The 20,867-nt window shown below is 63.0% G+C and carries 16 protein-coding genes and 2 pseudogenes; 7 read left to right on the top strand and 11 right to left on the bottom strand.

Features of this window, described 5'->3' with window-relative positions; genetic code table 11:
- Positions 1-110: 110 nt before the first annotated feature.
- A complete protein-coding gene (locus ABIB56_RS15760; protein WP_354570177.1) occupies positions 111-1,121 on the bottom strand; it encodes a LacI family DNA-binding transcriptional regulator in 1,011 nt (336 codons plus the stop codon).
- Positions 1,122-1,319: 198 nt separating this feature from the next.
- Complete coding sequence (gene bla / locus ABIB56_RS15755; protein WP_354570176.1) at positions 1,320-2,261, bottom strand: class A beta-lactamase; 942 nt, start codon at positions 2,259-2,261, stop codon at positions 1,320-1,322.
- A gap of 271 nt (positions 2,262-2,532) precedes the next feature.
- Here bla and ABIB56_RS15750 point away from each other — a divergent pair, with 271 nt between their 5' ends.
- The 3 genes from ABIB56_RS15750 (at position 2,533) to ABIB56_RS15740 (ending at position 3,802) form a co-directional block, all read left to right on the top strand.
- Entirely contained in the window at positions 2,533-3,006 is a 474-nt protein-coding gene (locus tag ABIB56_RS15750; protein WP_354570175.1) for an SRPBCC domain-containing protein, read from the top strand.
- Entirely contained in the window at positions 3,003-3,320 is a 318-nt protein-coding gene (locus ABIB56_RS15745) for an ArsR/SmtB family transcription factor (RefSeq protein WP_354570174.1), read from the top strand. The genes ABIB56_RS15750 and ABIB56_RS15745 overlap by 4 nt, the downstream gene beginning before the upstream one ends.
- Before the next feature lie 329 nt (positions 3,321-3,649).
- A complete protein-coding gene (locus ABIB56_RS15740) occupies positions 3,650-3,802 on the top strand; it encodes a hypothetical protein (RefSeq protein WP_354570173.1) in 153 nt (50 codons plus the stop codon).
- Positions 3,803-3,991: 189 nt separating this feature from the next.
- Here ABIB56_RS15740 and ABIB56_RS15735 read toward each other — a convergent pair whose 3' ends face one another.
- Together ABIB56_RS15735 and ABIB56_RS15730 are read right to left on the bottom strand one after the other, a co-directional pair.
- Positions 3,992-4,453 carry a hypothetical protein gene (locus ABIB56_RS15735; RefSeq protein ID WP_354570172.1) on the bottom strand — a complete coding sequence of 154 codons (462 nt, stop codon included), beginning with the start codon at positions 4,451-4,453 and terminating at the stop codon, positions 3,992-3,994.
- Positions 4,454-4,455: 2 nt separating this feature from the next.
- Complete coding sequence (locus ABIB56_RS15730; RefSeq protein ID WP_354570171.1) at positions 4,456-5,031, bottom strand: helix-turn-helix domain-containing protein; 576 nt, start codon at positions 5,029-5,031, stop codon at positions 4,456-4,458.
- Positions 5,032-5,370: 339 nt separating this feature from the next.
- Here ABIB56_RS15730 and ABIB56_RS15725 point away from each other — a divergent pair, with 339 nt between their 5' ends.
- Genes ABIB56_RS15725 through ABIB56_RS15715 form a run of 3 tightly spaced genes read left to right on the top strand, consistent with a single transcriptional unit; the run spans position 5,371 to position 7,231 of the window.
- Positions 5,371-5,964 carry a Chromate resistance protein ChrB gene (locus tag ABIB56_RS15725; RefSeq protein ID WP_354570170.1) on the top strand — a complete coding sequence of 198 codons (594 nt, stop codon included), beginning with the start codon at positions 5,371-5,373 and terminating at the stop codon, positions 5,962-5,964.
- The gene (locus ABIB56_RS15720; RefSeq protein ID WP_354570169.1) at positions 5,961-6,686 is read left to right on the top strand and encodes a phosphatase PAP2 family protein; all 726 of its coding nucleotides are present in this window, start codon (positions 5,961-5,963) and stop codon (positions 6,684-6,686) included. Before ABIB56_RS15725 ends, ABIB56_RS15720 begins: the two co-directional genes overlap by 4 nt.
- 8 nt (positions 6,687-6,694) lie before the next feature.
- Complete coding sequence (locus tag ABIB56_RS15715; RefSeq protein WP_354570168.1) at positions 6,695-7,231, top strand: DUF2127 domain-containing protein; 537 nt, start codon at positions 6,695-6,697, stop codon at positions 7,229-7,231.
- A 1,076-nt stretch (positions 7,232-8,307) separates the two neighbouring features.
- Here ABIB56_RS15715 and ABIB56_RS15705 read toward each other — a convergent pair.
- The 7 genes and pseudogenes from ABIB56_RS15705 to ABIB56_RS15670 all read right to left on the bottom strand — a co-directional run bounded on the left by ABIB56_RS15705 (position 8,308) and on the right by ABIB56_RS15670 (position 19,030).
- Positions 8,308-10,605: pseudogene (locus ABIB56_RS15705) on the bottom strand (glycoside hydrolase family 2 protein).
- Positions 10,602-11,554 (bottom strand): annotated as a pseudogene (locus ABIB56_RS15695) (acetylxylan esterase). The pseudogenes ABIB56_RS15705 and ABIB56_RS15695 overlap by 4 nt, the downstream one beginning before the upstream one ends.
- Positions 11,555-11,584: 30 nt before the next feature.
- The gene (locus ABIB56_RS15690; RefSeq protein ID WP_354570165.1) at positions 11,585-14,467 is read right to left on the bottom strand and encodes a polysaccharide lyase 8 family protein; all 2,883 of its coding nucleotides are present in this window, start codon (positions 14,465-14,467) and stop codon (positions 11,585-11,587) included.
- A 359-nt stretch (positions 14,468-14,826) separates the two neighbouring features.
- Positions 14,827-15,639 (bottom strand): carbohydrate ABC transporter permease, encoded by an 813-nt coding sequence (locus tag ABIB56_RS15685; protein ID WP_354570164.1) that lies wholly within the window; start codon positions 15,637-15,639, stop codon positions 14,827-14,829.
- A 49-nt stretch (positions 15,640-15,688) separates the two neighbouring features.
- Positions 15,689-16,534, bottom strand: coding sequence for a carbohydrate ABC transporter permease (locus ABIB56_RS15680; protein ID WP_354570163.1), 846 nt, complete (start codon positions 16,532-16,534; stop codon positions 15,689-15,691).
- Between the two features lie 94 nt (positions 16,535-16,628).
- Positions 16,629-17,915 (bottom strand): ABC transporter substrate-binding protein, encoded by a 1,287-nt coding sequence (locus ABIB56_RS15675; RefSeq protein WP_354570162.1) that lies wholly within the window; start codon positions 17,913-17,915, stop codon positions 16,629-16,631.
- A 77-nt stretch (positions 17,916-17,992) separates the two neighbouring features.
- A complete protein-coding gene (locus ABIB56_RS15670; protein ID WP_354570161.1) occupies positions 17,993-19,030 on the bottom strand; it encodes a LacI family DNA-binding transcriptional regulator in 1,038 nt (345 codons plus the stop codon).
- 121 nt (positions 19,031-19,151) lie between these two features.
- On the opposite strand from ABIB56_RS15670, the gene ABIB56_RS15665 reads away from it, so the two are divergent.
- Positions 19,152-20,765 (top strand): FAD-dependent oxidoreductase, encoded by a 1,614-nt coding sequence (locus ABIB56_RS15665; protein ID WP_354570160.1) that lies wholly within the window; start codon positions 19,152-19,154, stop codon positions 20,763-20,765.
- Positions 20,766-20,867: the final 102 nt, after the last annotated feature.

The following is a 20,867-nucleotide window of genomic DNA, read 5'->3' as shown; positions in this document are numbered from 1 at the left end:
TAAGGAGGCGATGGGGCATCGGACGGATGCCCTATATCCCGGGGACTCCGATCAGTTCGTCTAAGACGATCAGTATGACGGGCGTCCGGATCGCTCGCCTCGAGCCTCGGTCAGCGCGGCCCGGTGCTCTCGCGCACGATGAGCTCCGGCGTGAAGAGATGGCGCGCGTGAACGTGGCCTGATGCTGGATCCGCTTCCTCCTCGAGCAGACGCAACGCTTCGCGAGCGATGAGTTCCCTCGGTTGGCGGATGGTCGAGAGCGGCACCATCGTGGATGCGGCGAAGTCGATGTCGTCGTAGCCGATCAGTGCGATGTCGTCGGGCACCTTCAGGTCCTCGGCGAGGATCAACGACTGCAGGATGCCGACAGCAAGCAGGTCGTTCGCGGCGAAGATGGCATCCGGCCTCTCCTCCGGTCGCTGCTGCAGTATCTGGTCGCCGACGATGCGGCCCTCCGCCACGGTGAGGTCGCCGGTCTCGATAAGGGAGAGCGTGACTCCGGCGCTCTCGCGGGCCGCGCGGCTGGCGCCAGCCAAACGCTCGGAGACCTGCGGGAGTGGTCCGCCGGCGAAGACGATGCGGCGACGACCTGTATCGATGAGATGCCTGGTAGCCATGTATCCGCCTGCGGTGCCGTCGAGCGTCACCGAGCAGAACTGCTCAGGATCGGCGGTGCTGTCGAAAAGCACCACCGGAGCTCCGCGCGAACGCAGCCGCGACAGCCGTGGCGTGACCCCGTCCAGCGGGGCGATCAGCATGCCACGCACCCGCTGTTCCTCGAACAGGTCGATGTAGCGATTCTCGCGGTCGGCATCCTGGTCGCTCGATCCCAGGATGATGGTGTGACCGTTCGCCTCGGCTTCTGCCTCGAGTGCGTGGGCGAGATCCGCGAAGAAGGGGTTGGCCACGTTGAGTACGACCAGTCCGATCGTATTTCCGCCGCCCATCCGCAGCTGCCTGGCCAGGTCGTTGCGCACAAAACCGAGCTCGAGCATCGACGCCTGCACCTTTTCGAGGTTGGCGGAGGTGACGGTCTTCACGTGATTGAGAACATTCGACACCGTGCCGATGGAAACCCCGGCGTGCTCTGCCACTTCGCGGATGCCTACGGGTTTGTTCATCGAGAATCGACTCCAGGGTAGTGGTTGATGCGAGTCTACGATGAACGGTGTTCATCATTGGCGTATCGGATGTTCAACTCATCTTCCGCCTGCCTGTGCGGCTAGCGCGCTACGGGTTGTGAAAGCTTTCATAGATTGCCTCCAGATAGAGCAAACCCCGGGGAACGATCGTGTCGGACACGGTGTTGCGCCGCCAGGTCAGGCGAGCGCCTTGATCACGGCATCCGCGGCCCTCGCGATGAGGTCGTCATCGTACGGGTCGGCAGCGCCAGGACGCGAAGTCATGATCGCAAGCACGAGCGGTTTCTCTTTCGGAGGCCACAGAACGGCGATATCGTTGCGTGCGCCGTAGTGCCCGCTGCCCGTCTTGTCGCCGACATTCCACCCCTCAGGCACCGTGGCCCTGATCAGTCCAGCCCCTGTCGTGTTGCGCACCATCCAGTCGGTCAGGATCGCGTGTTTCTCGGGCGGCAGAACGTCGCCGAGGATGATCTTCTGCAAGTCGGCACCCCACGCCCGCGGAGTGCTGGTGTCCCGAATGTCGCCGGGGATCGCGGAACTGAGTGCGGCCTCGATGCGGGACATGTCGCTCACCTGGTCCCCCATGTTTCGCATAAACGTCTCGAGGGCATCCGGGCCGCCGAGATCGCGGAACAGCAGATTGGCGGCCGTGTTGTCGCTGTACCTCACGGCGGCGTCGCACAGGGCACGCAGCGTCATCCCCGTCGCCACATTCGGCTCCGAGATGGGAGAGTTCGCGATCAGATCGGAATGCGTGTACTGCACGACCGTCTCCAGCTCGTCGATCGTGTATTTGTCGAGCACGGCGCCGGCGGAGAAGATCTTGTGGGTGGAACAGAAGGCGAATCGTTCGTCGGACCGGTATTCCGTCGACAGCAGGGAGCCGGTGTTGAGCGCCCACACCCCCAGCCGAGCGTCGAACTCTTTTTCCAGAGCGCCGAATGGGGCGGCCAGCGAGATCGCCGACGGCGTCGGCGTCGGTTTCGGTGTCGGTGTCGGTGTCGACGATCTGGTCGGCGATGGTGTCGCAACCGGGGTGCATCCCGCCAATGAGGCAGCGACGGCCACACCCAGGAGCGCACGCCGTGACATCTTTCCCGACCGGTTCGACTCGACCATGTTTCCCTTTGATACCAGATCTGTGAATGTTTGCTAGAGCATCCCCGCCGTACGGAACAGCCCGGCCATCCAGAAATCCTGTCATGACCGGACGGCGCCGAGCCAATCGAGGGTGCGGCGGCGATGAACCGACCACAGGTACACGTGGGATTGCGACAGTTCGGATGCCTGATCACTTCTCGGCAAACCTGCAACTCTGAGATTGCAGTTATTCTTTCTTTGTGCAACTATTGAGTTGCACAAACTGACGAAAGGAACGATCATTGTGAGCATGACAATCAACCAGCCGTCTGTCGTCGACGAGGGCGAGTTCACCGTTCGGCGCACGATCCGAATCAACGCTCCCATCGAGAAGGTATGGTCGGCGGTCACCGAGCCAACCCATATCTCTCAGTGGTTCGGCCAGGCCGCGTTCGATGGGTCTGGTGTCGGGACGCGGGGCACCCTCACCTGGGAGGGGCGCGATCCGGTACCGCTGCGCATCGAGCAGATGGATGCTCCCCGGCTGATCTCCTACCGCTGGGGCAACAACGAGGCCCTGGCGCGGTTGCCAGAGGAAGTCGACGAGCAGAACTCGACGGTATTCACCTTTACTCTCGAGACCATCGCCGATGGAACCCAGCTGACGGTGATCGAGACCGGGTTCGAGAACACCTCCGACCCGGTCGCGAACCTGGAGAGCCACCGCGACGGCTGGAACGCCGAGCTCGACAAGCTGGTCGCCATGCTCGAAAGCGGCTCGTGACCACAGCGACGCTGATTCCGATGTTTGCCGCGCTCGGAGACGAGACCCGGTGGAGCATTCTGGCAACACTCGGTGAGGGCGATGCTTCGGCGTCCGCCCTCGCCGGGCGTCTCCCGGTCAGCCGCCAGGCGATCGCAAAACACCTCGTCGTGCTGCGGGAGGTGGGTCTCGTCGAGCCAGTGCGGGTTGGACGCGAGGTGCAGTTCCGGGTCATCGGCTCGCAGCTGAGCGACACCGCACGGCGACTCGACGCCATCGGTGCTGAGTGGGACCGCCGCCTCTCTGCGATCAAGAAGATCGCGGAAGGGTTCTAGAGCGCCCCCTATGCTCGGTTGACCGACGACGACCTCACGAAGAAGCTGAACAATGACCCCGCCGATGCACTGAGGGTGTTGTTCACGTACGAGTACGGCGACTCCTGGACCGACGGATCACGCTGGGAGGACGCACTCGAGCAAGTGACACGATTCGTCGCGGCATCGCCCGCTCGCGGCCTAACAATCGGGGACACCGTCCAAACACTCCCCTCCGACCCTCGACTCCGAGAATTCAGTAACGCCATCGTTCGCGGCTGGTCAGGTGAAGCGCTACTGGGCGACCTGTGGAGCGCCTTCTCGGCGGCGTGTCCAACCAGGAACACGAAATGCCCGACAAGGCGCTCGCCATTGCGGTCGAACTCGCGGATCGACTTTGGTCAGCCGCCGCGGAAAATTCTCTCCAGACGTCCGAGGATTGGATGTCCGCAGGCCTCAACAGCTCGGCGGGAAAGCTCACGCAGTTCTTCATTCGGTCGTAAGTCGCGCGCGATCTAGTGCTGGAGAGGAGTGGACTGGATTCGACGATCACATGGCCGCCCGCTTCTCCCGCGTCCTCGACGACGACCGAGACTCCCTGGGCGGCCCAAGAGCCGTGCTCGGTTCGGAACTCCGGTTCCTTTTCCCTGCCGATGAGGAGTTCTGCGTGACCAAGCTGCTTCCCGTCATGTCTAGTGCGCGGGGAACGAAACCGGCACTACAAGTCTGGTCCGGCTACCTGTACTCGGCTCGCATCGACTTGAGGATACTCGAACGTGGGTTCGCCGACGTCGTTCTGAGCTTCCGATCACACCTACCTGGATAACGATGCCGTCCTGGTCGTAGATCGACTCCCATGCGACTACGCGCCCGAGCGTCGGGAGGGCGTCGGCTTTGGTGACTTCGAAGTTCAGCCAAGTCTGGTCCCAGTCGTGACGTCGAGCGACTCTCGAGGCGGCGGCCGCGACTACCTCATCGCTTCCCGGGCGGACATGAAGTGAGTCGAGATCTTGCGTTGTTCCACGGTCGAAGTAGCGCAGAGCCAGAGCAGATCCGCCGACGAGTCGGATGCCCGCCACCTGATCGGCCGCGCGAAGCTCGGCGATGAACTCGCGCAGGCCGGTGATGATGTCGTCGCGATCCAGCGCGGTCACGGTCAGACGCTCGCGAAGGTGTCTCGCCAGGCGAGAACACCCCGCTTGGCGAAGTCGGGGGGTACCTCGGAAGGCGGCGGTACCGGGTCGGCGGGATCCACTTCGAGCGTCCGTGGCTCGGCGAGAAAGCGCTCCCGTTCGTCGACCCAGGTCGGCAACGGGATCCCCTCTTCACCGAGGCGCCACGCCACAAACGCTGCGATCGCAGCGTCCCATGCCTGGTCTTTAGTCGACTCCGGCTCGGCGAGCCCCAAGATTCCGCGAACAAGACCGTGCTCGGCGACGAGGTTGTCATTGAGCTGCAGCAGAGCACGCAAGGCGCGATCCTTATCACTCCCCCGAAGCCGCTCACGGATCTCCGCGACCGCCGTGGCGGCATCATCCCGCCGGGTGGGGGCCGAGTAGAGCCGGTGGCCCGCGCCGGCCAGCAACCGGTCGATCGTGCTGAAGTCGGCGTCGCGCCCTCGTTCGGAGCGGGACACGCTGCCCTGGTCAATGTTTGAGAGCTCTGCGAGTTGCTCCTGGGTGAGCCTGCGACTTTTGCGTGCCGCACGCACGAGGGTTGAAGCCTCCGTCATGCCAACCACCCCACGTCAACTTTTCCCCGGTCAGAAGGGGGATCGCCCGGGCGAGCTTGCCGAGTACACCACCCAGCTGCGCACCGAGAAGGTGGAGCACTTGGGTACACCCGGGGACACACGGACGACGATGGTGCCGCCGGCTACTCATCCGCCGAAGAATTCGTCGCTCAGAAAATAGGGGCTTTGACCCGCAATTTTAGAGCGGCGTCCGTGACGCAAGGTTGGACTGGGGAAGCCTCGGCACACATTGCGCTGCTCGTGGCAAAAGACAGTTGGAGTTTCTTCGATGCAGAGATGTAACGGCTGTTACATATTCGTCATGTTACAATAAGGAATATGGATATTTCGTTCAATTGGGTACTCATTCTCATTCAGCTTGACGCCGAACCCTCACGACATCGAGTAGCTGTTTGGCGCGAGCTTCGCAAACTAGGCGCTGTACCTATTTCTGCGGGAGTGTGGGCCGCCCCAAACCTTGAGTGGTTCATGAATGGTCTAGAAAGAGCGACCGAGCTGTGCCGTCGTGGCGGTGGATCACTCTTTATGATCGATGCCGCCCCGCGAGGTGAGCAGGCAGAAGCCCTTATCTACGACGCATTTGCGGCTGCTCGCCGCGATGAGTGGGCGGAGTTCATTGCGGACTGCGGCAAGTTCGAAGAAGAGATCGCACGCGAAATCGCTAAAGAGAAGTTCACGTTCGGTGAGCTAGAAGAAGAGGAACAGAGCCTTGATCGCCTCAACCGATGGTGGGGCGATCTGGCGCGACGCGACGTTCTATCGCTGCCGGAAGGCGTGGCGGCGGCTGGGCATCTGGAAGAGTGCCGCAAGGTCCTTAGTGACTACGCCGAACTTGTATATCAGCGAGTTGAAATTAGTACGCCCGCCACGGACATCACGAATGCTGGCTTCCCGGAAGGACGCCAGTCATGAAGAGTCAACCTAAGATTCTCACCTCAACGACTCCGATCTCCCGACTCCTGATCGTTGCTCTCATAACAGTCGCGATCGTCGTCGCGGCGGGCTTCGCGTTTCGAGCGCTGGGCAACTTCGAAATGCCGCTCTCGCATGCGTTGAACGCACTGCATCATGGAGCGCTCGGGACGCTCGGCAATGTGCTCTATCACGATGTGGGTCCGGTGCCAGCTGTTCTGGCAACCATCGTCCTCACTGGAATCATTTTGCTTGTCAACCGTGATCTACGGGTGGCCTCTACCTTTGCTGTAACGATCGCAGCAACCTGGCTTTCCGTCGTAGCTGTCAAAGTGATCGTCGACCGCCCACGGCCCGACGCGGCACTGCTGCCGTTTCCGTTTCATCCGATACAGGTCGATGCGTCCTACCCGAGCGGACACGCCACCTTTATCACAGCACTCGTTGTGGTATTGGTCGCGATGATCGCCTCAGGGCGTGTTCGCACTATCGCCATCGCAATTGGTGCCCTCATCGTCGCCTCCGCTGGGTTTCTGCTCGCGGTTGACGGCGTCCACTACACCACTGATGTGCTCGCATCGATCGTTTGGGTTCTTGGTGTCGCCCCCCTCGTCCGCGGCCTATGGGTTCGTGTCGCCTTACCGCGTTTACCATTCCTAACACCAAGGGGATCTCGCACCTCAAGCATCGTGAACCAGGTCACACCCCCCGCGGGGAGATAGTTGACGTGATGATCTTGAGCCGCCGCGACCACATTTTGGACGTCGTCTTTCTCGTCGGGGTTTTCTTCAAAGGCCTTGACGGACTCGTTGAACTCATCGGCGGCGTGCTTCTTCTATTCCTGTCACCAAGCGGGCTTACATCGGTTGCTCACAGCCTGACAGGTGGCGAGCTCCTTGAAGACCCCCATGACATCATTGCAAATCTCCTCATCAAAGGAGCACATCAGTTGGGGGGACAAGGGGCATTTTTTATTTCACTATTTTTACTGATCCACGGCGTCGTAAAGCTCGCAATTGTCATTTCCCTCATCGTTGGCGCTACGAAAATCTATCCATGGGCAATCGGAGCGCTTGGCATCTTGGCCATCGTTCAGAGCGTCGGCTTCGTGGTGAAGCCTTCCATCGGCGTAGCGCTCTTAACAATCTTGGACTTTGTCGTCATCGCTCTCACTTGGCGTGAGTGGCGTCAACATCGGGGCCTCAAGGAAACACTTTGTGAAACCATTGCTTGGATCCGATCCGCGAAAGCGTCGCGCCAGAGCTGACCACTCCGAAAGCTCAGATATGCAGTCCAAAGCCATCCAGAGCCGGACTCATCTGAGCCTTGCGGTGAGGTGTGGGCCCGGGGCCTCTGTCCCGAACCCATGCAGCTACTTTGAAAGGTGTTCCGATCGCTATTCCCGTCGCCCTCATGACCTTCCCCTTTAACAGGATCGCGATCGACCTCGGAGGCGACGATGGTCAGCATCCCACTCAAGAGACTATGAACATCGAGATGGGCGGAGAACTGGCCGACCGTGGCCGCCGTGACCGGACTGGCGCAGCTGGGCACGGACCGGCGCAAAGCCCGCGACACGGCGTGACAGGGGCGGAAATAAAGACCACGGCGCATGCTCAAGAGGGACAAAACAAACCCCCGGGCAGCTTTCGCTTGCCGGGGGTTTCAACGTGACTAACATGGCGGAGACGGAGGGATTTGAACCCTCGGAACCCTTACGGGTTCTGCACCTTAGCAGGGTCACTGATTCCTCATCGGGGCCGACGTTTCGCGCCCCGAGGCACCGGGAAACACGTCTCACACGGCATCATCCCGTTTTTGGGTACACACGGGAGACAGATGGTGCAAGACCTTCTTCAGGATGCGCCACACGCTCGACGAGCTGATGGTGATGTCGTGGTACCGCTTTCAATACATCGCGATCTTCTGCGGCCCGAAGGGGTACCGCTAACGCAACCACAGGATCTTCTCCACGACCTTCACCTGCGTTGCTCTCGGCGAGTAGTGCGGGGCGCTGGAACGGCCCCGAAGCCCTTCAACGCTTTCGGCCTCGACGCCTCTCGACCACCCGTACTACGCCTGCCTACTGATGCCGTAATACCAGCAGGTGGCCGAGACGCTGCCCATGACTTCCTCGACGTGTCGAAGGACGGTGAGCTTGTGTTTCGCGCGACGCGCGAGCTCCCGCTCGGCCGACGCAGAGAGTGTTGGCCCTGAGCTGCCTCTCGCCACCTGTAGAGCCCTGCAGCTGAGGCACTGTCCTCAACGCCAACGCCTACCCGGCCGCGCCACTGCCCCGGGGGCGGATCGGATCCGGCGAAGGCCGCCGCCGGGTGAGCCGTCTCAGCGGAATAGATCGTTGGCGCTCCGCAGTATGGGAATCCCTATCAGCGCCTCCAGGTCCAGTGCTGCCTCAGTCGTGACGGCAAATGTGATCGACTCTCCCGGCGTGAGTGAGACCATCCCCCGATCCACCTGGGCAGCCTCGTCCAGGCGGTCGGCGAGGAGGCACAGGTCGATGGTCAGAGCGAATGCGGTTACCGTTACCGCGTATCCGGACGGCGTCGCCGCGGCCATGGCTTGGTATGCCGGCCAGTTCAGTCCGACCTCCGCGGGTTCGCCCGCGAGACGAATGTCGCCCTCGACGCCCGTACCCCGAACAACCAGGGCGCCCGCCGGCGCGGGCAGCCGCACGGCCGACCGCGCAGGCACGCGCACGCGCACGCTCTCATCGCCGATCTGCATCTGAGTGTCGAGCAGCTCGGGGGCATCGTTGATGACGACCACCTCGTCTCCCACGATGATCGCGATGCGATCGGCGTAGGCCGCACGCATCGCATACCACAGCGGCTTTCGGATGCCGTCGCCATCCACCGCCGACCACGACACCACGGGCCAGCAATCGTTCAGCTGCCACATGATGGTTCCTTGGTTGAACGGGGCAAGCGAGCGGAAATGATGGATTCCGAATCGCATTGCTCGAGCCTGGTTCAACTGTGTGGCCCAGTGCCAGTCCACGAAGTCACGGGGCTGGGGCAGGTGCGGCGCGAGGCCGCGAAGGAGCTTGGCCTGCCCATCTTTTGCCTTCTGGTGCACCATGAGTTCCGGCCCATCCGGGGCAAGCGGCTCGTCTCGCACTGCGCGGGTAAGGGTCGACCACGCAGGCGGCCCCTGAAACCCGAACTCGGAGACGAATCGCGGCGAGTAGGCCGCATAGGCCGTGTAGTCGACCTCGTTCCAGACGTCCCAGATGTGCACGAGCGCGTCGCTCGGATCGTTGGGATCGTGGGACGCATCCCATGAGAATGGACTGTTCGGCACGTACGGTCGATCGGGATCGAGCCGGGCGACGAGCCCCGGGAGCAGCGACAGGTAGTACCCCTCGCCCCACGTCAGGTCTCCCAGTTCCTCGGCCCACCCGAAGTCGACGTACTCCCAGAAGTTCTCGTTCGCACCATTCCAGACGACGAGCGACGGATGCGACGCCAGGCGGTCGATGGCATCCTCGACTTCCGCGGTCACTTCGCCCCACAAGGGCTGTTCTTCGGGATACGCCGCGCAGGCGAACAGGAAGTCCTGCCACACAAGTACGCCTCGCTCGTCGCACTCGGCGTAGAAATCGTCGGACTCGTAGATGCCGCCGCCCCATACCCGCAGCAGGTTGATGTTGGCCTCTGTAGCATCCGTGATCCGCGTGGCGTACCTCCCCCGATTCATGTTGCTCGGGAAGGGGTCGTCGGGAATCCAGTTCGCGCCTCGAATGTAGACCGGCTCGCCGTTGACCCGCACGCCGAACGCACCGTCGGTGCTGTCAATCGTGACGGAACGGAACCCGACCCGCTGGGTCAGGCTGTCCCCGTCCGTCTCCACCACGACTTCGAAGAGGGGTTGGGCGCCGTGGGATCGGGGCCACCACAGCTCAGCTTCGGGCACCGCGATCTCGACGGACCCCCTCCCGGAGACGATCCTGCCCGCGAGGCTGACCGTGAACTCCCCGTCTCCTTCGAGGTCGACCGACACCGTTGCGGTACGGTCGGCGCGTGCCGAGACGCGCACCGCGTCGATTCGGGTGCCCGACCAGCTTTCGAGAGCGATGGGGCGCCAGATCCCCGCGGTCACGATGTCTGGCCCCCAGTCCCAACCGAAGTTGCAGGCCGACTTGCGGATCATCGCGAACGGGTGTGGGTACACCTCCGGGCGTCGGCCGAGACGGTCGCGCTCGGCCTCAGCAACCTCGAGCGCCGAGTCGAACTCCACCTCCAGGAGGTTGACTCCCGACCGGATGCTGCCGCGCACGTCGAAGCGGAATCGGCGATGCTAATTCGCGACAACGCCCAGCACAACACCGTTGAGGCGGACCGTCGCGCTCGTGTCCAGACCGTCGCAGGCGAGATCAACGCGCTCGAACCCTTCCGGACTCCAGTCGAACTGCATCCGGTAGTGCCAACGACTGCGTCCGATCCAGGTCAGCCGGTACTCGTTGTCTCCGACGAACGGGTCGGGGATCAGTCCGGCCCCGATTAGGTCAGTGTGGATCACCCCCGGCACGGTAGCCGGAATGTCGAGGGTAGCGATGTCTTCGGGGACGGGACCACCTGCGGCGCGAACCGACCAGCCCTCATGGAGTTCACGGCGAATCATCCCAGCACCTCTCTCATCGCGCGTATCGCGCGTTCGTCATCGTCGGGACCGCCGCCCTCGTGGCCGCTGTACTCCCACAGGGCAATATCCTTCGGTCCGACAAGCTCATGGAACGCGCCGAACACCGTCGACGGCGGGCACGTAGCATCCATGAGCCCGGCCGAGAGGAAGGCCGGCACCGTCACCCGCCGCGCGAAGGAGACGCCATCGAAGTAGGCGAGCGTGGCGAAGGCCTGCTCGATCTCGTCGCGGTGCGATGCGAGGTAGCGCCCGAGCTCCTTGAAGGGCATGGCGTCGGTGATCCGTGACGCCCGCCGGATATCGCAGAGAAAGGGAACGTGGGCGACCACCGCCCGCACATCGTCACGCAAGGCCGCCACGGCCAGCGCGGTGGCACCGACCTGGCTGCCGCCGACCACAGCGACCCGTTCAGGGTCGACCTCCGGCAAAGCCCTCATGACATCCACTGCCCTGACGGCGTCCGTGAACAGCCTCCGGAGTAGTAATCGTGCGGATCTCCGATACCGTTGGTCAGCACACCAGGGAGCGTGGGACCAGACGGACCGGTGGGGTCGCCGGTGGCACCCCGGCTGTACCCAGCTCCCTGCCCCCGCGAATCCATCACCAGATGCGCGAACCCTGCGGCGGACCACAGCAGCGATCTGTACGGATGCCCGCGCCCCTCGCCGTAGCCCTGGTACTGCACCACGGCAGGCAGGGGCCCGGTCACCCACTTGGGGAGGTAGAGCCATCCACGGATGCGGTGCCCTCCGAACCCGGAGAAGGTCACGTCAAATACGTCGACCGTCGAGAGCCCGACCTGTGCCCGTTCCAGGACTACGTGAAGGTCGTGCTCCTCGGCTTCCTTGATGGTGGTGTTCCAGAACTCGTCAAAGTCGACGGGATCAACAACGGTGGAGCGACCTGTTTCATCGAGGTCGGTGAGCATACGGAACTTTTTCTGCGGGGATTCGGATGGTCACTCGGGCACGCCCGTCGCCGCGCGCACGCTGTCGACATCGAACGTTCCCGTCGGGGTCGCGTCAGTTCCCAGCACCAGGTCGCCCGTGCCGGAGCCCTGCGACGGAGCGTTGGCCCAGGTGAGCACACCGTCGACATAGAGGTCGTAGGTGTGGTCGGCCTTGATGACCAGCCGGTAGGTGTGGGCAATGGTGGTGTTCAAGGTCGTCGTGCGGGTCGGCGATGTCTGGGCGTTCTGCACCGTGCCACTCGTCCCGTACACCAGGATGATCCGAGCCAGGTAGTTGGGCCCTCGAGCGATCAGACTGGCCGATCCCTGCACCATGCGGAGACGGGCTTCGACGGTGAAGGCACCGGTCGGGGCGACCCATCCGATCTTCTTGATGGACCTGCTGCTCGTGGTTGGGTCGGCCACCGTGACGTATCCGGCGGACTGCGTCACGGTCGAGGAATCCCCGAATCGCGTCCAGCCCTGGGTCCAGTCGCCCATCTCGTCGCTCAGGAGATCCCACGTGGGCTTCGTGAGCTGGAAGCTCGAGAGCAGGTTGGCGCCTTTCGCCCCGTTCACGTTGATCGTGAGCTTGATGGTCGGGCTGAGTTGGGTCACGGTGATCCGGGGATCGGCGGTGAGGGTGCCCGTCGCAGACTTCGCAAGCTCGACCTGGATGGTGCCGGTGTTTGTCTGGGTCGGGTCTGCGACGGCTACGGAGAGCATGCCGTTCTTCTCCTCCACCACGACGGCCGCGCGGGTGTTGCTCGTGATGATCCCGGCCTGCTGGGAAGTCGCGGCCCAGAAGTTCGCTGCGACGACGCCGCGCGACACGTCGCGCACCGCCTGCAGGTCTCTCGTGTTGGCGATGACCTGCATCGACGGGAACGCGGTGTACCCGGCAAGCTGCGCAGCACTCAGCCCGGGAAGCATGACGTAGGCGTAGCTCGCGTTCGTCGGCGCCGTCCCGTGCGTGATCGACGCCGTCGCATAGGGACGGGTAATCGTCGCGGTTGGTGTGTTGGTGCGCGAGTCGATCTGACTCCACGCGCCCGACCGGGTCTCCTGCTTGAGCTGCATAGATGTCGGATTCGGGAAGTAGTAGCCCACGTTCGTCGACTGCTGGGCTCCGGCGATCATGAGGCTACGCACGCCGGTCACGGGCTGCGACCAAGTCCCCGACGAGCCGACCGGTGAACCGTTCGCGAAGACGGCGTTCGCGCTGCCGCTCAGCAGCTTCCTGTTGTCGACAGTAGTGTGCACCTCAGTGGCCGTCGTAGCGGTGATTGCTGCTCCGAGCGCGATCACCTGGCCGCCGACTGTGAACCAGGACTTCTTCGCGGCGAGGTCGCTCGCTCTGGCGTTATCCTCGAGGGACTGCCCGATCGCGCTGTACTGACCAGCGACCGTTGCACCCCCGACCCAGGCTCGGGTGTTGAGGTAGGCCGATCCGCTCCCGAGGGAACGGGCAACCGACGCCACCGTGGTTCCGGGCAGGTAGTACGGGTCGACCGTCGGCCAGTAGGCGTCCCCGTAGTAGTTGAGGTCATCGTTATAGAGATAGGTCTGCCCGTAGCTCGTGAACCATCCTTTGAGGTTCTCGCCGTTGCCGCTCTCATATGCACCCTGACGCGCTGAGAACATGCTGAATCCCACCGACCAGTCCTGCGTGCGATACGCGGCTCGATCCATGCCCGGGAACACGAACGAACCCGTGAGCGGGGGGCGGGTAGGCACCGATGGCGCGGCCTGAATGGCGAGCATCCGTACGATGGACTGGATGCTCGCGAACTCGAGGAAGTTGCGTGACGTGTCATCCGCCACCCATCCCTTGACGATCGTCTTAAGCTGGGCCGAGGTGGGCGAAGGCGCAGACTGGGAGAGACGTAGTACCGCGCTGATGATCTCCTGGCCGGAGACGTGATCCTGCGAGTAATAGCGGGAGAGCTCGCGGCCGCGCACCATGTCCATCACAGCGCCGTTGACCATCAGGGGGTCGAACCCTCGGAACACCCAGTCGTACACGTACTGCTGGTCAGTATCGACGATCTGCCAGGGCGACCCGTTCAGTACCACCATGACGTCCGCGACGGTCTTGAGGAGGGCGGCGCCGTAGCTGCCCGTGTAGGCGAGCACTGCGTGCTGGATAAAGGACCCGTCGCGGTAGAACCCGTCGCCCGATGTCACGTAGTCGAACACGGGGCTCATGCCGTCACGCGCGTTCACGAGTTTCGGATCCGACTTCTGCAGCACTCCCGCACCCATCACCACCTGCGACGTCCAAGCGCGATTGGCACCCGTCATAGATACCGACGGCGTGAAGCGATTCACTGCTCCCTGGTACAGCGTGATCTTGGTCTCGGTGAGGTCGGGGTACATGAGGACCATCGTGTCGTTGAGGGCGAGCGGTGCGCCGATCTCCCAATCCCACCAGTTGTCGTACTTCGTGTTGGTCAGGTTGAAGCGATTCACCTGCATCCAGTCGAGCGCTCCGAGGATGTCGGTACGCAGTGCGGTATTGCCTTCGAGCGTGGAGCCGTGAGTCGCGTACGCCAGCGCCATGGTCCGGATGCGCACATAAGAGCTCGTGACGTGGGAAGAGATCGTCGAGCTGGCGAGATCGGACCACAGGCTGGTCCGTGATGGCGATATGTCGAGAGTGTCCCACCGCGCCTGCGCGTCGGAGTCGATGCCGCCCAGTCGTGCCGCGATGGCGGGAGTGGTGGGGTCGTAGGCCGTGCCCCCGGTGAGCATCTGGCTCCAGGTATCACGCACGGCGTCGAATGAGTCCGCGGCGGCTGCCTTGTCTGCGGGGGCCGCCGACAGCAGCACCGCGACGAGAGCTGCGATCACGGCCAGCGTCATGCCCTTGGTACGAGTGGCTATATTCATGGGTCTCCCTCTTCATTGAGTTGGCGACGGCCGTGGCGACCTCGAGGCGACGCGGCGTTGCAGAGAACGATATCGTATTAGCGAGAAATAATGCACTAGTTCTCGATAATTAACGACAGCTATCTAATGGGGTCCAGATCAGGTCCGGTTCGGCTGCTCTTCCACTGCAGGTGGATGAACCCGGCGCTGGCGCCCGGCACGGGGCCAACCGGCACGGGGCCAACCGGCCTCAAGGTGAATCGGGGCCGACCCGCGCGCTCGGGATTATCCCGCTCGCCTGGAAGCTGCGGATCCGCCGACCCGCGAAGCTTGCCAGCCCGAGAATCGGGGGCCGGCCTGTCGCTTCTTTTCACGGCTAGTTACCCCTTCAACCCCACTTGCGCCATGCCCTGGACGAACTGCCGCTGGGCAAAGAGGAACACCACGAGGATCGGAACCACGGTGAGCGATGCGGCCCCTAGCTGGGTGGCCCACATGGGCTCGCCGTAGATGTCCTGATAACGGGTAATCGCCAATCCCAACGTGAACTTCTCTGGCGTGTGCAGGAAAATGAGCGCCTCGAAGTACATGTTGAACGATCTCAAGAACGCCATGATCCCGACGGCGGCGATGGCGGGCTTCGCGAGGGGCATCGCGACGCGCAGGAAGATACCAACCCGGCCCAGCCCGTCTAGCCGCGCCGCCTCCTCGTATTCCTTGGGGAACGAGAGGAAGTGCTGCCTGAAGATGAACACCGAGACGACCGACGTCGGCCCAAGGGTGGGAAGGATGATCAGCGGCCAGTGCGTATCGTTTAGACCAAGGGCGCTCACGGCAGTGAAGATCGGGATAATCGTCACTTCGGTGGGCACCATAAGGGCCGCGAGCATTAGCACAAAGAGGGCGTTCCTGCCCGGAAACTCGATCCTCGCGAATGCGTATCCCGCCATGGCCGACAACAGGATCGAAGCGCTCGTTACGACCACCGCGATGTAGATCGAGTTGCCGTACTGCTGCACAAAAGGTTGCGCGGTGAAGATCTGGGCGAACCCGTCGATCGTCCAGTTCTGCGGGAGCAGCGTGGGGGGCTGGATGAAGATCTCGTTCGCCGGCTTGAACGACGAGAAGAACATCCACAGGGTCGGGTAGAGGAAGGGCACCGAGGAGGCGGCAAGGATGATGTAGAGCGCCACTTTCGAGGCGGTCGAATGCCGGTTCGGCTCGGCGACCGAGATTTCGCGTTTAGACCTCATCGTGCACCCACCGTCGACGAGAGAACCACTGAAGCAGCGTGAGCCCAAGGATGATCGCGAAGAGCACAACTCCAATTGCGCTCGCGTATCCGAATTGCTGGCTGACGAAGGCCGTTCGGAATAGGAAGTACGGCAGGACGTTTGTCGCGTTGCCCGGGCCACCGCCGGTGAGCAGCTGCACAGGCGCGAAAACCTCCAGCGATCCGATCGTGGTGAGGATGCACGTCAGCAGGATTGTCGGCGCGATCATCGGCACCGTGATCGACCAGAACGATCGCCACGGATTTGCCCCATCGAGTTGGGCAGCCTCCTTCATCTCTGCGGGAACCCCTTGGAGGGCGGCAAGGAACAGCACCATGTTCATACCCACGCCCTTGAAAACCTGGACGGCAACGACGGAGATCAGCGCCGTTCCCGGTTCTCCCAGCCAGTTCGGTCCATCGATTCCGATCATGGCGAGGAACCCGTTGATACCGCCGTTGGGTGCGAGGAGGAAGCTCCATACGATCGACCAGGCGACGACCGACACGACGACCGGCGAGAAGATGATCGTACGAAAAGCCGATGTTCCTCTCAGTCGCTGGTTGAGAAGAACGGCGAGCACCATTGCGATCGAGAGATTGAAGACCAGCAGGGCCGCACCGAATAGCAGGCTCGCAGACAGCGAGGCATAGAACGTCGGGTCGCTGAAGAGCTGGGTGTAATTGTCGAGCCCGATGAAGTTGAAGGCGCCGGTCAGGGGCCGCCATTCGTTGAGGCTGTACCAGATCACGAAGGCGAAGGGGACGAGCCCGAGCGCGACGACTCCGAGTACTTGCGGTGCAACGAAGGCCATGCCGACCCAACGGTCCCCCCGGTAGAGGGACCGTCGGGCTGGCGCTGGGCTGACTCCGTCGCGTGGGGCCTTGAGATCAGCTGATGACAACTATTTAGCCTTCGATGATCGGCGAGATCGACTCGCAGGTTGCGGTCACGGCCTCCGTGACGTCGCCCCCGGTCCAGATCGGATCAAGGCCAGCTCGGACCTTGTCAGTGAACTGCGACAGGACCGGGTTGGCGGCCTTGACCGTTGCATCCGGAACGACGTCGATGATCACGGACTGGATCTCCTCGGCAGAGAGCTTCGGCGCCGCCTTCTGAAGCGTCTCGACATTCAGGAGCGACTCACGGGGCGGCGGGAAGAACTGCGCGAGCAACGCAGCGTTCTCGGGGTTGGTGAGGTAGGCCAGGAAATCGGACGCCTGCTGGGGGTTCGCGCTGCGCTCGAGCACGCTCACCCCTGCCTGGCCGATGATCGGTGCGTAGCCTGCCGGTCCGGCCGGGAGGGGCAGGAACGTCCAGTCCAACGAGTCGTCGAGCGCACCGGAGGTGCTGAGTTGCGCAACCGCGAACGTCACGTTGCCACCGGCGAACGCGGGGCTGGCGATACTGCCGGTAACCTCAGGCATGGCTCCACGCGCGACCTGATCCTGGTACCACTTGAGGTACTCGACCATCTCGGGCGAGTTGAGCTCGCAGGTCTTGCCGTCGGCCGACCAGGGCTCAGCACCCCAACTGGTACCGAGCATGGTGAGGGCACTCCAGTTCGTGGGGGTGAACTGGGGAACCGTCAGGCCCTCGGCACCAACCGCGGTGTGCACGGCAGCGCCCAGGTCGGCAACTGTCTGCCACGTGTAGGCGTCGGTTCCGACGATGGAGGCAATGTCGCTCTGACCCGCCTTTGCGAGAAGGTCGTTGTTTACGTAGAGCCCGAATGGGGAGTTCGAGAACGGATACGCGTAGATCGCACCGTCATCGCCCTCCCAGCCGCCGATGGCAGCGGGGAGGATGTCATTCAGGTCGTAGCCGCTCGTAGACTCGAGAGTCGACTTCACGTCGTGAAGGATGCCCTCGTTGACGAACTCGAGCGCACTCGACTCCGGGATCCAGGCGAGGTCCGGTACGTTACCGCCGGCGACCTGGGTGGTCAAGCCGGCGATGTAGTCGGGGTTGGTGACGGGCTCGAACGAGATGGACGACACCTCGTCGGGGTGCTCGGCCACGAAGGCGTCACCGATCTGCTGGAGAAGGGCAAGGTGACCCTCGTTGGATGACCACAGCGCCATCGTTAGCTCGACTGGTCCCGACGGCGCGGTACCGCCAGCGCAGGCGGTGAGCGACGCTGCAATGAGACCAGTAAGCGTGAGGGCGGCGACCTTGGTGCGGGAAGCGCGCAATTAAGTACTCCTTTGGACTTAGAAACCACGCGCTGGGCAGCGCGCCTAGCTGAAGGTAGCGAAGGCTGTCGGGAATATCAACTATTTTTATCGGGATTATTAGCGGGACCCGTCGAATCACGCTCAATGAGGGTCGTCGCCAGGTCGGTGTGGACTACTACAGGCGGATTTCCCAGAAGGAGCTGCTGAGCGATGGTGACCGCGTATACCCCCATCTCCTCCGAAGGTTGGCGCACTGTGGTCAGTCGCGGTGCGGTCATCCGTGAGACCAGCTGGTCATCGAAGCCGATGACGCTCAGGTTGGCGGGCACCGCGAGGCCGAGGAGACGAGCCGCCTCGAGAACCCCGGCTGCCTGCGCATCACTAGCCGCGAAAAGCGCAGTGGGCCGGGCGCTGCGGCGAAGTATCTCCAGCGCCGCCGCGAGCCCCGACTCGTAGGTGAAGTCGCCCTGCTCAACGACATCATCGCCCGCCACGATCCCCGCTCCAGACAGCGCGGCCAAGTACCCGTGCTTGCGCGCCAGAGAGGCCTGGGTGTCGGCGACTCCTCCAAGGAATCCGATCCGGGTGTGGCCCAAATCCAACAGGTATTGAGTAGCGGCCAGCCCGCCGGCGAAGTTCGTTGCGCCAACGCTGTAGGTCTGGCGGTCTGACACATGGTAAGGATCGACCTCTACGAGCGGGATGCCCTGCTGGCGCAGACGCTCCCGATCCTCCGCCCCGAGACGCGACTTCATGGCGACCACGGCAGTCGGGCCGTTGCGGCGGATGCGCTCGAACCACTTGGCGTCCGGGTTCTCCTCCGGCTGGTTGAGGAGAACGAGCTCGAGATTGTTCGATTCAGCCGCTCGCATCACCCCCCGCAGGATCTCGACCGCGTGAGGCGACGTCATCGTGGAGTTCGTGATCAGGAGAACTATTGTCGCAATGTCGTTGCGGGCTCGCTGCTTTGGCGAGAGGTAGCGCTTCTTGCGAAGCACGTTCTCTACCCGGATGCGCGTGTCCGGGGCTACATCCGCTGCGCCGTTGACCACCTTCGACACCGTGGAGATGGACACCCCCGCCTCGCCCGCTATCTCGGCGAGCGAGGGCCGCCGGTCGGCATCTGTTGGCATCCTGGCCCCATTCCGTAGGTCTCGCACCAGCTTAGGGGCCTTACACATATCGAGAAAGACTTGACGTTATTCGAAAAAAAACAATACGATTACCGAGATTTTACGAAAACAAGGCAGGTAGATGTTGACCACTGAATGCGCGGATATTCTGATCATTGGCGGGGGCGTAGGTGGATTTTCCGCTGCTCTCGCGGCATTGCGTCGCGGACGGACGGTGATTCTGGTCGAGCCCACACCGTGGCTTGGGGGGCAGCTCACCTCACAGCTCGTGCCCAGCGATGAACATCGGCGAATCGAGCACACCGGCCGAAACGAAAGCTATGCCACGTTCCGGCAACGACTTCGCGAGCACTATCGCAGCTACTTCCCCTTGGTACCGAGGGCTCATGCCGACCCGTTCCTGAACCCCGGGGCGGGGTGGGTGAGCCCCGTCAGCATGGAGCCCAAGGTGATCGTGTCCGTCATGCACGACATGCTTCGCCCCTTCGAGGCTTCCGGTCGCCTACGGGTGATGTTGGAGGCAATTCCACTGAGCGCCACCACGGAGGGGGACATCGTCACCTCGGTCGAAGTTCGCGATCGGGATGGAGCGGTGCTGAATCTCACGGCCCCTTACATCCTGGATGCGACGGAGCTCGGAGACCTGCTCTCCCTCGCCGATGTGGAGTTCGTGAGCGGCAGGGAGAGCCAGAGTCAGACCGGCGAGCCGGGAGCGGCCAGTACCTCCGACCCCCTCGACATGCAGAGTGCAACCTGGTGTTTCGCGCTGGAGCACAGGGCGGGCGAGGATCACACCATCGACCGCCCCGCCAACTACGGCTTCTTCCGCGAATGGAGGCCGCCGCAACTGCTGGGCGAACGGATGCTCGGCTTCCGTCGCGCGGCGCACCACAACTCGGAGAGCCGGGTCTACCAGCTGAACGTCAATCCCGACGACGATCCTTTCGAGATCGATGTCGACCATCGGCGTATGGGTGCAACTCCGGAGCTGTGGAACTACCGGCGCATCTCCGCGCGACGACAATTCACGCGCGGTGCATACGCGAGCGACATCACCATCGTGAACTGGCCGATGAACGACTACGTCGGCGGGCCGCTGTTTGGCTCGGTCGATGCACCCATCCACTGGGCTGCAGCCAAGGATCTCAGCGTCTCCCTGCTCTACTGGCTGCAAACCGAAGCCCCGCGGCCCGACGGAGGCACCGGCTGGCCGGGGCTGCGCACGACACCCCAGATCACCGGCACCGCCGACGGCTTCGCGATGGTGCCGTACTTCCGGGAGTCCCGACGAATCGTGGCCGAACGCACGATCGTGCAACAGGATTTCGACCGGGACCATCGGAACGGACAGGGCGCCGAATCCTATGAGGACTCGGTCGGGGTCGGTCACTACTACTGGATCGACCGACACGCGACAACGGGCGGAAACCCCGGCGGGGGCGGACTGCCCGAGCCGTTCGAGATTCCGCTGGGCGCCCTGATCCCACAGCGCGTGCAGAACCTCCTCCCCGCAGCGAAAAACATCGGCACGACTCACATCTCGAACGGCAGCTACCGGCTGCAGCCTGTCGAATGGTCTATCGGCGAGGCTGCCGGCGCCCTCGCAGCGTTCTGCATCGACCGCAGGGTATCCCCGTCGACCGTGCGGTCAGACCCGACCCTTCTCGAGGACTTCCAGAGCGATTTGGTGAGGGGTGGCGCTCAGCTTCGGTGGGATCCAGCGGTGCGCTGGTAGTTCCTGGGCACGTGAACAAACGGTTGGTGGCGACGGTCATTCTGATGGTCGCTCTCGTTATGGATCTGATGGATTCGACTATCACTAACGTGGCCCTGCCCG

The organism is Glaciihabitans sp. UYNi722 (assembly GCF_040549465.1).
Classification (GTDB): domain Bacteria; phylum Actinomycetota; class Actinomycetes; order Actinomycetales; family Microbacteriaceae; genus Lacisediminihabitans.
The sequence above is the reverse complement of the archived record's forward strand: the minus strand, read 5'-3'. Positions and strand labels throughout refer to the sequence as shown.